Source organism: Collinsella aerofaciens, assembly GCF_015557435.1.
GTDB lineage: Bacteria > Actinomycetota > Coriobacteriia > Coriobacteriales > Coriobacteriaceae > Collinsella > Collinsella aerofaciens_Z.
Map to the genome: position 1 here is coordinate 1 of NZ_JADNOH010000044.1, position 7,868 is coordinate 7,868.

A 7,868-nucleotide genomic window follows, 5' to 3' on the forward strand; every position below is an offset into this window, starting at 1 on the left:
CGAGGTAGCCCTCCTGGTCGAAGTGCACGATCTCGATCTTCTCGGTCTCCTTCATTCCCGCTCCTTTCACGAGCAGTTTGAATTGTCGCACGGGTACGAACGGGCTTGCCGCCCCATTCGTCTCGCTTAATCTTGCGGTCATCTTGGCCGCAAACTCAACAATTCAAAGGTTCTTAATACCAGTGAACGATAACAGGTTAGCCGTTTTTAATACCGATTTTTCGATTTCATCCTCCCCTCTCGGTAGACGGTCAGTTTTGGCCGCTCATCGGTCAAGCGGCACATATCCTCAAAAAACGAGCGCCCCCGCCGTGCGCGAGGACGCTCTCAACGCTAATAGTTGTAGGAATAACCGCCGGCGTCGCCGCGGGTAAAGGACTTGGCGTGCTCGATGACCTGTCCGCTCGCATCGTAGGTCAGGCATTCCAGCACAAGTGCCAAATCGCCCGCCTCAAGATCGAGCAGGCTCGCGTCGCGCGCACCCAGCGCCTCGATATCGAGCTTCTCGATCGACTTGTCCGGCTTTCGGCCGAGCATGTCGTATGTCTCGTACAGACTAAAGACCGAAATATCGACATCCTCGATACCCGGGAACAGCAGGCACGGAATCAGCGTCATCTCGATCGACACGGGCTCGCCGTCGATGCAGTTAAGGCGGCGCACCGAGTAAAGAAGGTCGTCCTCGGCGATACCAAACAGGTCGGCATAGTACGGCCCGGCATAGCGCTTGGAGCGCGCCAAGATGCGCACCGACGGCGTCGCGCCCGAGGCCAGGACCGTCTGACGAAAGCCGCCCTTGCGAACATGTTCGTCAAACCACTTGTGCCCCACAAAGGCACCTTTGCCCTGCACGCGACGGATCTGACCGCTCTTGACCAGCTCGTCCATGGCGCTTCGAATCGTCAGGCGCGTGGTGCCAAACTCCTCGGCAAGCTCGTTTTCGGACGGTATCATCGAACCCGTCGGATAGTCACCGCGTTCGATTCGCTCCGCAATACAACGGCGAATTTGCTTGTAGACCGGCAGGCCCTCTACTGCTTCAGCCATTCGACACCCACCTTCGTCGCAACGCCGTCCGCCTCGCCGTTATCGGCAAACCGATACTTGGTCGGCAGAATCACGGCCTTGCAGTACTCGACAAAACCATTGTTCTCGTCGCGCTCGTGCGAAGCCTTGTAGAACACCGGCGTGCCCTCCTGGGCATCCAGCAGCTTGGCCTCTTCGGCGTTCAGGCGGCTGATAGAAATATGCTCCTTGCCGTGCGTCACATGAACGTTGCCTTCTTTGAGCAAAACGTCGTAGAGGCTCTCCTGCTCAAAATCGTGATCGGGAAGCGACGGGCACAAAGACAGGTTGACGTAAGCAGTCTCGATCGACGCCGGAGAACCATTAACCACGCGCACGCGTCGAATACAAAAGAGTGGCATGCCCAGATCGACCTGCGCCTTTTGAGCAAAATCGATATCGGCATACACGACCTTTGACCAGACCAAACGCGCAGTCGACTTTAAGCCGACCCTCTCGACGGCCTGGGTATAGTTCCATGTTTCCTGAAAGATGTTCAGCGGCTTGGGAGGGCACACATAGGTACCCGAGCCACGACGGCTTTCTAGGGTTCCACACGAAATAAGGCGCGTAATGGCAGCGCGCAGCGCCGTGCGCGACACGCCCAGCTCCTCGCAGAGCACGCGCTCGGCGGGCAGTCGGTCGCCACCTTGTAAGTCATAGTGTTTGATATACCAAAGAATGCCCTCAAAGGCGCGATCTTTGGGCGGAATCGCATATGGTTCGCTCGACATGGGTAAGGCTCCTCAACCGCTTGATGCTGCGGGCATCATTTCTCCGAACACCCCATGGCGTCGAAGGCTTCCTTAATCTGTTCCGCAACGTTCCGATACGACCGATACAGGCCGGAGTCTCGCTTGACTTCGCCCGCGGTCACCGGAATCTCAAGCTTCGAAATCTCATCCTCGCCGGTTTGCACGGCAACGATGACACCCATACCAAGGCACATATTACGCTTGGCGGCGTTATATTTGGTAGCCTGAGCTGGATTAATCAGAATCTGCTGAGCGAGCTCACGATTGCTGAGCTCTGGCACATCCTCGGGATTTCCAGTCTCAACGATCTCGCACTGCAGCACATCCGCATAGTCAAAGATCTTTGGCTCGGCACCACGCTGATGCACAGCCCACTTGTGGCGCGTGGCATCTTGGTAGATAGCCGGCAAAAGCGTAAACCGCGGCGGGTCCAAAATAGTATCCGTGATGGTAAACACATCGGGATTAAAGGCATCCTGCGGGTTTTTCTTCTTGAACAGCCCCATATCAGCCTCCCGTACTAGTATTAAACAACTCAAGCCGAATATAGCACCAATTTGAAGTTGCAACGGCAACCCTTCGGTACACGGCGGCAATCACGCGCTCAGCGGAAAAGTGTACGGGCGAGGGCCGGGGTGCCTGCTTGGTTTTGGAAGTGGGCTCCGCGAACTTCCAAAACCAAGCACCCCGCCCCGGCCCCGACAATGTAAAACTGGCTGACCAAAGTGAGATACACAGCCTCCAAGGCCATAACAGCCATGGCCCCATCGCTTTAAAAATATATCAGCCCCCGCAGATCGAAACGGTCGAGAGGGCCGCCTCCGGGCGGGTTGCCTTGCTCCGGGAAGTTCGCGAAGCCCACTTCCCGGAGCAAGGCAACCCGCCCGGAGGCGGCCCCAGCGCGAGACCGTCCCGGATGCTATTCGTTGTCGCCCGCGGTCATCTGGGTTGCGGAGAGCGCGCCGTCGGCTGCGGTTGCGGCAGCGGCGTCGGGCCAGACCCAGTCGGTGAAGGCCGGGTGATCGTAGCCCTCGTCGCAAGCGAACTCGAAGGCCTCGGTGCGGAAGGCCTCCCACTCGTTGATCTGCTCGGCAAACTTGTCGGCATCGACCATGCGCAGCACGTCGGCAGCCAGGGCCCAGCGGTCCATGTTGTTCAGGCGCAGCATGTCGAACGGTGTGGTCGTGGAGCCCTTCTCCTCGTAGCCGTGGACGCGGAAGGCGTCGTGGCCGGGGCGGTTCCAGATCAGGCGGCGAATCGTGCCGGCATAGGCGTGGAAGGCAAAGAGAACGGGCTTCTCGCCGCAGCCGAAGAATTCAGCCCAGCGCTCGTCGCTGATGGCCTGGTCGTTCTCGCAGACGTTCTGGATCTTGAGCAGGTCGACCACGTTGACGAACCAAACCTTGATGCCCAGCTCGCGCAGCATGTCGGTTGCCGCCAGAGCCTCGAGCGTCGGCACGTCACCGCAGGTGGCAACGACGATGTCGGCCTCGGCGAGCGAGGCGGCGGTCGATGCCCACTCCCAGGTCGCAACGCCCTCGGCAAGCTCGGCCTTGGCCTCGTCGACCGTCTGGAAGGTCGGGGCGGGCTGCTTGCCGCAGAAGATGGCGTTGACGCAGTCGGTGGACTGGTAGACGCGCTCGGCCACGGCAAGGGCCATGTTGGCATCTGCCGGATAGTAGGCGTTCACGATATGCGTTTCGTTGGCCTTGTTGAGCAGTAGGTCGATAAAGCCGGGGTCCTGGTGAGAGAAGCCGTTGTGGTCCTGGCGCCAGACGTGGCTCGACAGCAGAATGTTGAGGCCGCTGATGGGGGCACGCCACGGAATCTCACGCTTGGTGGCCTCGAGCCACTTGCAGTGCTGGTTGACCATGGAATCAACCACGTGGACAAAGCTCTCGTAGGAGCTCCACACGCCGGAGCGGCCGGTGAGCACGTAGGCCTCGAGGAAACCCTCGCACTGATGCTCGGACAGCTGCTCGACGACCTTACCGGAACCAGCCAGCAGCTCATCGTTGGCCTCGTCCTCGTAGAAGCCGGCGTCCCACTGCTTCTTGGTCACCTTGTAGGCAGCCTGAAGGCGGTTGGATGCAGTCTCGTCGGGGCCGAAGATGCGGAAGTCGTCCATGTTCTTGGTCAGGACATCGGCGGTGTACTCACCAAAGACGCGGGCGGCCTCGGTGGAGCCCCAGCCGTGACCCTTCTCGGCAACGGGAATCTCGTGGGCGTGGATGTCGGGCAGCTCAAGCTCGCGACGGACCTTACCGCCGTTTGCGTTGGGGTTGGCACCAATGCGCAGCTCGCCGGTCGGCATAAAAGCCGTCACCTCGGGGCGCACCTGGCCCTCGGGCGTAAAGAGCTCCTCGGGCTTGTAGGAACGCAGCCACTCGCGCAGCACGCGGAAGTGCTCATGGGTGTCCTTGGCGCTCGCCAGCGGCACCTGGTGCGCACGCCAGGAGTCCTCGGTCTTCTTGCCGTCGATCTGCTTGGGGCAGGTCCAGCCCTTGGGCGTGCGGAACACGATCATGGGGTAGGCAGGACGGACAACGGTCTCGCCCGCGGCAGCCTGGGCCTGAGCGGTCGCCTTGATGTCGCAGATCTCGTCGAAGACCTGCTCAAACAGGTCGGCGAAACGCTCGTGGATGCTCGCGTGGCTCTCGTCGTCAAAGCCGGCGACAAAGAAGTGCGGCTTGTAGCCCATGCCCTCAAAGAACTTGGTCAGCTCCTCATCGGACACGCGGGCAAGGATAGTGGGGTTGGCGATCTTATAGCCGTTGAGGTGCAGAATCGGCAGGACGATACCGTCGGTTGCCGGGTTCACGAGCTTGTTGGACTGCCAAGAGGTGGCAAGCGGACCGGTCTCGGACTCGCCGTCGCCCACCACGGCCACGGCCAGCAGGCTCGGGTTGTCCATAACGGCGCCGTAAGCGTGGCTGAGCGTGTAGCCGAGCTCGCCGCCCTCGTGGATGGAGCCGGGCGTCTCGGGCGCAAAGTGGCTCGGAATGCCGCCGGGATAGGAGAACTGGCGGAAGAACTTCTGCAGGCCGGCCTCGTCATTGGTGATGTCGGGGCGAATCTCGCGGTAGGTGCCGTCGAGCAGCGACTGGGCGGTACCGGCGGGACCACCGTGACCAGGGCCCATCAGGAAGATAGCGTTCTGGTTGTGATCGGCGATGAGGCGGTTGACGTGACCGAACAGGAAGTTGACGCCGGGCGTGGTGCCCCAGTGGCCGACCAGGCGGTGCTTAACATCCGGACGACCGAAGTCGCGCGTCTCACCGGTCTTCTCGTCGACAAAGTCGGCACGCATCAGCGGGTTGGAGCGAAGGTAGATCTGGCCGACGGACAGATAGTTCGAGGCACGCCAGTACAGATCGACGCCTTCGAGCTCGGAAGCGGGCACCTCGTGTCCCAGCTTTTGCCACGGCGTTCCCAGTGTTTTAGCCATTGTTTATGTCCCTTCGCTGCGCGGTCGCCCTCCGATACGGCAACCTTTCGTTGGGACTAGTATATTTGCTAAAACGTTTTATCACTGTGAAAAAACGTTTTATCATCGCTATCTATCCTGCAGCTCGGCAAAACTGGACACTCACCTGCGGCATTGTCTGTCACAGGTGCTCCACATTCAATCTATACGAATTGGTAAACGTGTTTAGTTGTGTTTAGTAAAATTGAGCACGCTGCCCTTTACGATGAGCGCAGGCTCCAAAACCACTTCTTCGGCACGCCTGCCGCCCTTACCGGCAAGCCGCTTGGACATACAGCCAAAAGCATGCTCGGCAAGCACGCCCGGATCCTGCTCAATCGCGGTCAGCGCCGGCTCAAAGAGCACATCGGCTGCTGAGTTGTCATAGCTCACCACCGAGATATCGCCCGGGATGTTCTTCCCCATCTCGTGCAAGCGTTTGAGCAAGCCCAGCGCGATGTTATCCGAACTTGCAAACACGGCGGTGGCATCGGTCGCGAGCACCGCCTCCGATGCTTCGTATGCACTCGGAATGTAATACTCGCTCTCAAACTCCAGGCGCGCGTCGATGGGAAGGCCTACCTCGCGCAGCGCGCGCTCGTAGCCGGCAAGGCGCTTACGGCCCGTATTGGAACGACGCGCGTTAACGAGACAGGCAATGCGACGATGTCCCTGCTCAACCAGATAGCGCGTAGCCATATAGCCGCCCATCTCGTGATCGAACATCACCTTGTCGCACTCGAGCCCTTCAATGGCGCGGTCGACCATTACGGCCGGGATGGGCAGATGGCTGACCTCTTCGCGCAGGGCACGGTCATCGGAAAACTCGTCGCCCACGACCAGGAACACACCGTCGACGCCGCGCGTCACCAGCTGGCGCAACAGCTCCAGATCGTCCTCGGCACTTCCGCCCGAGCTGGTAATAAAGAGCGCATAGCCGTCCTCGCGACAGCGCTTTTCCAGGCTCCCGGCGAGCGAGGCAAAAAAGCGGCTCTCGATGTTAGGGACGATAAGGCCCAGGGTGCGTGACTCGCGCATGACCAGGCTGCGCGCAATCTGATTGGGGACATAGTGGTTGCGCGCCGCGACCTCCTTGATGAGTTTGCGGTTTTCTTCCGAGATGCGACAGGGCCGATTGTTGAGAACAAGCGAGACCGACGAGGGGGAAAGCCCCACCTCCTGGGCGATCTGCTTGAGGGTGACTTTGTTGGCCATCTCGCTCCTTCCGGGTTTGCGCGCAATCTCTTGAAAGTATAGCGACCGCCCATCTACCTCGATGATAAACGCTTTACCAATCCGGTAGACGGCTGTTTTATCGCCGCGATTGGTGCAAAGTAACCTGCCCCCTTTGCACCATGTGGTGCATTGGGGCCAGGTTACTTTGCACCAAATCCATCCAGGTAGGGTATATTGCATTCGATTGATGAAAACGACCACCATAAGGCGGATATTCGTATGCACGAGAACGACTTTTTTAACGAGGACCTGCTCTGCGCGCTCGCCGGTGTTGCCGGCGAGGACAACGTGCTGATGAGCGAGCCCATGCGCGATCACACCACGTTTAAGATCGGCGGCCCCGCCGACGTCTTTGTTACGCCCGATACCGAGCAGGGCCTCGTCGCCACGCTCGACACTTGCTATCGCTGCGACCTGCCGCTCACCATCGTGGGCAACGGTTCCGACCTGCTCGTTGGCGACAAGGGCATCCGTGGCGTCGTCGTGGCACTGGGCGAAGGCCTCTCCGACATTACCGTCGACGGCACGCACGTCACGGCAGCAGCCGGCGCCCTGCTCTCGGATGTGGCCGCCGCGGCTGCCGAGGCCGGTCTCACTGGCATGGAGCCCATCTCGGGCATTCCCGGTTCGGTCGGCGGCGCCTGTTACATGAACGCCGGCGCCTACGGCGCCTGCATGGCCGATGTTCTGGAGTCCGTGCGCGTCTATAAGCCCGCCCGCGTACTCGACGACGGTACCCGCGGCAGCGGCAATATCATCGAGTTCGATGTCGATGAGCTCAACCTGGGTTATCGCAAGAGCCGCATCGCCGACGACGGCTTTATCGTGCTCTCCGCCACCTTCAACCTCGCCCCGGGCAATGCGGCGATGATCAAGGCCGACATGGACGACTACCGCCAGCGCCGCGAGGACAAGCAGCCGCTCGACATGCCAAGCGCCGGCTCCACCTTCAAGCGCCCCGAGGGCTACTTTGCCGGCAAGCTCATCATGGACGCTGGCCTGCGCGGCCACGCCATCGGCGGCGCGCAGGTGAGCGAGAAGCACTGCGGCTTCATCGTCAACGCCGACCGCGCCACCGCCGCCGACGTCGACGAACTCATCCGCCACATCCAAACAACCGTTAAGGACCAGTTCGGCGTAGACCTAGAACCCGAAGTCCACCGAGTAGGCGAATTTATTTAAAAAAAGAAGGCCCCGAAAGGGGCCTTCGCCATATTTATTCAGCTAACCCAGTCCGGAGCGAAGCGCACCGGACCCGAGAGGTCCGCGGCTGTCCGAAAGGTATAAGGTTGATCGCGAGTTCCGCACGAGCCGGAGAGCACTTAATGTGCTCTCCGTGCGAGCAG

General features: G+C 60.3%; 6 protein-coding genes. 1 reads left to right on the top strand and 5 read right to left on the bottom strand.

Going from position 1 to position 7,868, the window contains the following annotated elements:
- Window positions 1-333: 333 nt before the first annotated feature.
- The 5 genes from I2G43_RS04005 to I2G43_RS04025 all read right to left on the bottom strand — a co-directional run bounded on the left by I2G43_RS04005 (window position 334) and on the right by I2G43_RS04025 (window position 6,501).
- Entirely contained in the window at window positions 334-1,047 is a 714-nt protein-coding gene (locus I2G43_RS04005; protein WP_195535174.1) for a GntR family transcriptional regulator, read from the bottom strand.
- On the bottom strand, window positions 1,032-1,799 hold the full coding sequence (locus I2G43_RS04010; RefSeq protein ID WP_195535175.1) for a GntR family transcriptional regulator: 768 nt from the start codon (window positions 1,797-1,799) through the stop codon (window positions 1,032-1,034). The genes I2G43_RS04005 and I2G43_RS04010 overlap by 16 nt, the downstream gene beginning before the upstream one ends.
- A gap of 35 nt (window positions 1,800-1,834) precedes the next feature.
- Window positions 1,835-2,326, bottom strand: coding sequence for a hypothetical protein (locus I2G43_RS04015; protein WP_195535176.1), 492 nt, complete (start codon window positions 2,324-2,326; stop codon window positions 1,835-1,837).
- 413 nt (window positions 2,327-2,739) lie between these two features.
- Window positions 2,740-5,268: a phosphoketolase gene (locus I2G43_RS04020; RefSeq protein WP_195535177.1), complete on the bottom strand. Its 2,529-nt coding sequence runs from the start codon at window positions 5,266-5,268 to the stop codon at window positions 2,740-2,742.
- 204 nt (window positions 5,269-5,472) lie between these two features.
- Window positions 5,473-6,501, bottom strand: coding sequence for a LacI family DNA-binding transcriptional regulator (locus tag I2G43_RS04025; RefSeq protein ID WP_195535178.1), 1,029 nt, complete (start codon window positions 6,499-6,501; stop codon window positions 5,473-5,475).
- Window positions 6,502-6,741: 240 nt separating this feature from the next.
- On the opposite strand from I2G43_RS04025, the gene murB reads away from it, so the two are divergent.
- On the top strand, window positions 6,742-7,704 hold the full coding sequence (gene murB / locus I2G43_RS04030) for a UDP-N-acetylmuramate dehydrogenase (RefSeq protein ID WP_195535179.1): 963 nt from the start codon (window positions 6,742-6,744) through the stop codon (window positions 7,702-7,704).
- The last annotated feature ends 164 nt before the right edge of the window (window positions 7,705-7,868 follow it).

Coding starts and splice junctions, on each gene's coding strand:
- I2G43_RS04005 (WP_195535174.1), bottom strand. CDS start 1,047: ATGGCTGAAGCAGTAGAGGGCCTGCCGGTCTACAAGCAAATTCGCCGT.
- I2G43_RS04010 (WP_195535175.1), bottom strand. CDS start 1,799: ATGTCGAGCGAACCATATGCGATTCCGCCCAAAGATCGCGCCTTTGAG.
- I2G43_RS04015 (WP_195535176.1), bottom strand. CDS start 2,326: ATGGGGCTGTTCAAGAAGAAAAACCCGCAGGATGCCTTTAATCCCGAT.
- I2G43_RS04020 (WP_195535177.1), bottom strand. CDS start 5,268: ATGGCTAAAACACTGGGAACGCCGTGGCAAAAGCTGGGACACGAGGTG.
- I2G43_RS04025 (WP_195535178.1), bottom strand. CDS start 6,501: ATGGCCAACAAAGTCACCCTCAAGCAGATCGCCCAGGAGGTGGGGCTT.
- murB (WP_195535179.1), top strand. CDS start 6,742: ATGCACGAGAACGACTTTTTTAACGAGGACCTGCTCTGCGCGCTCGCC.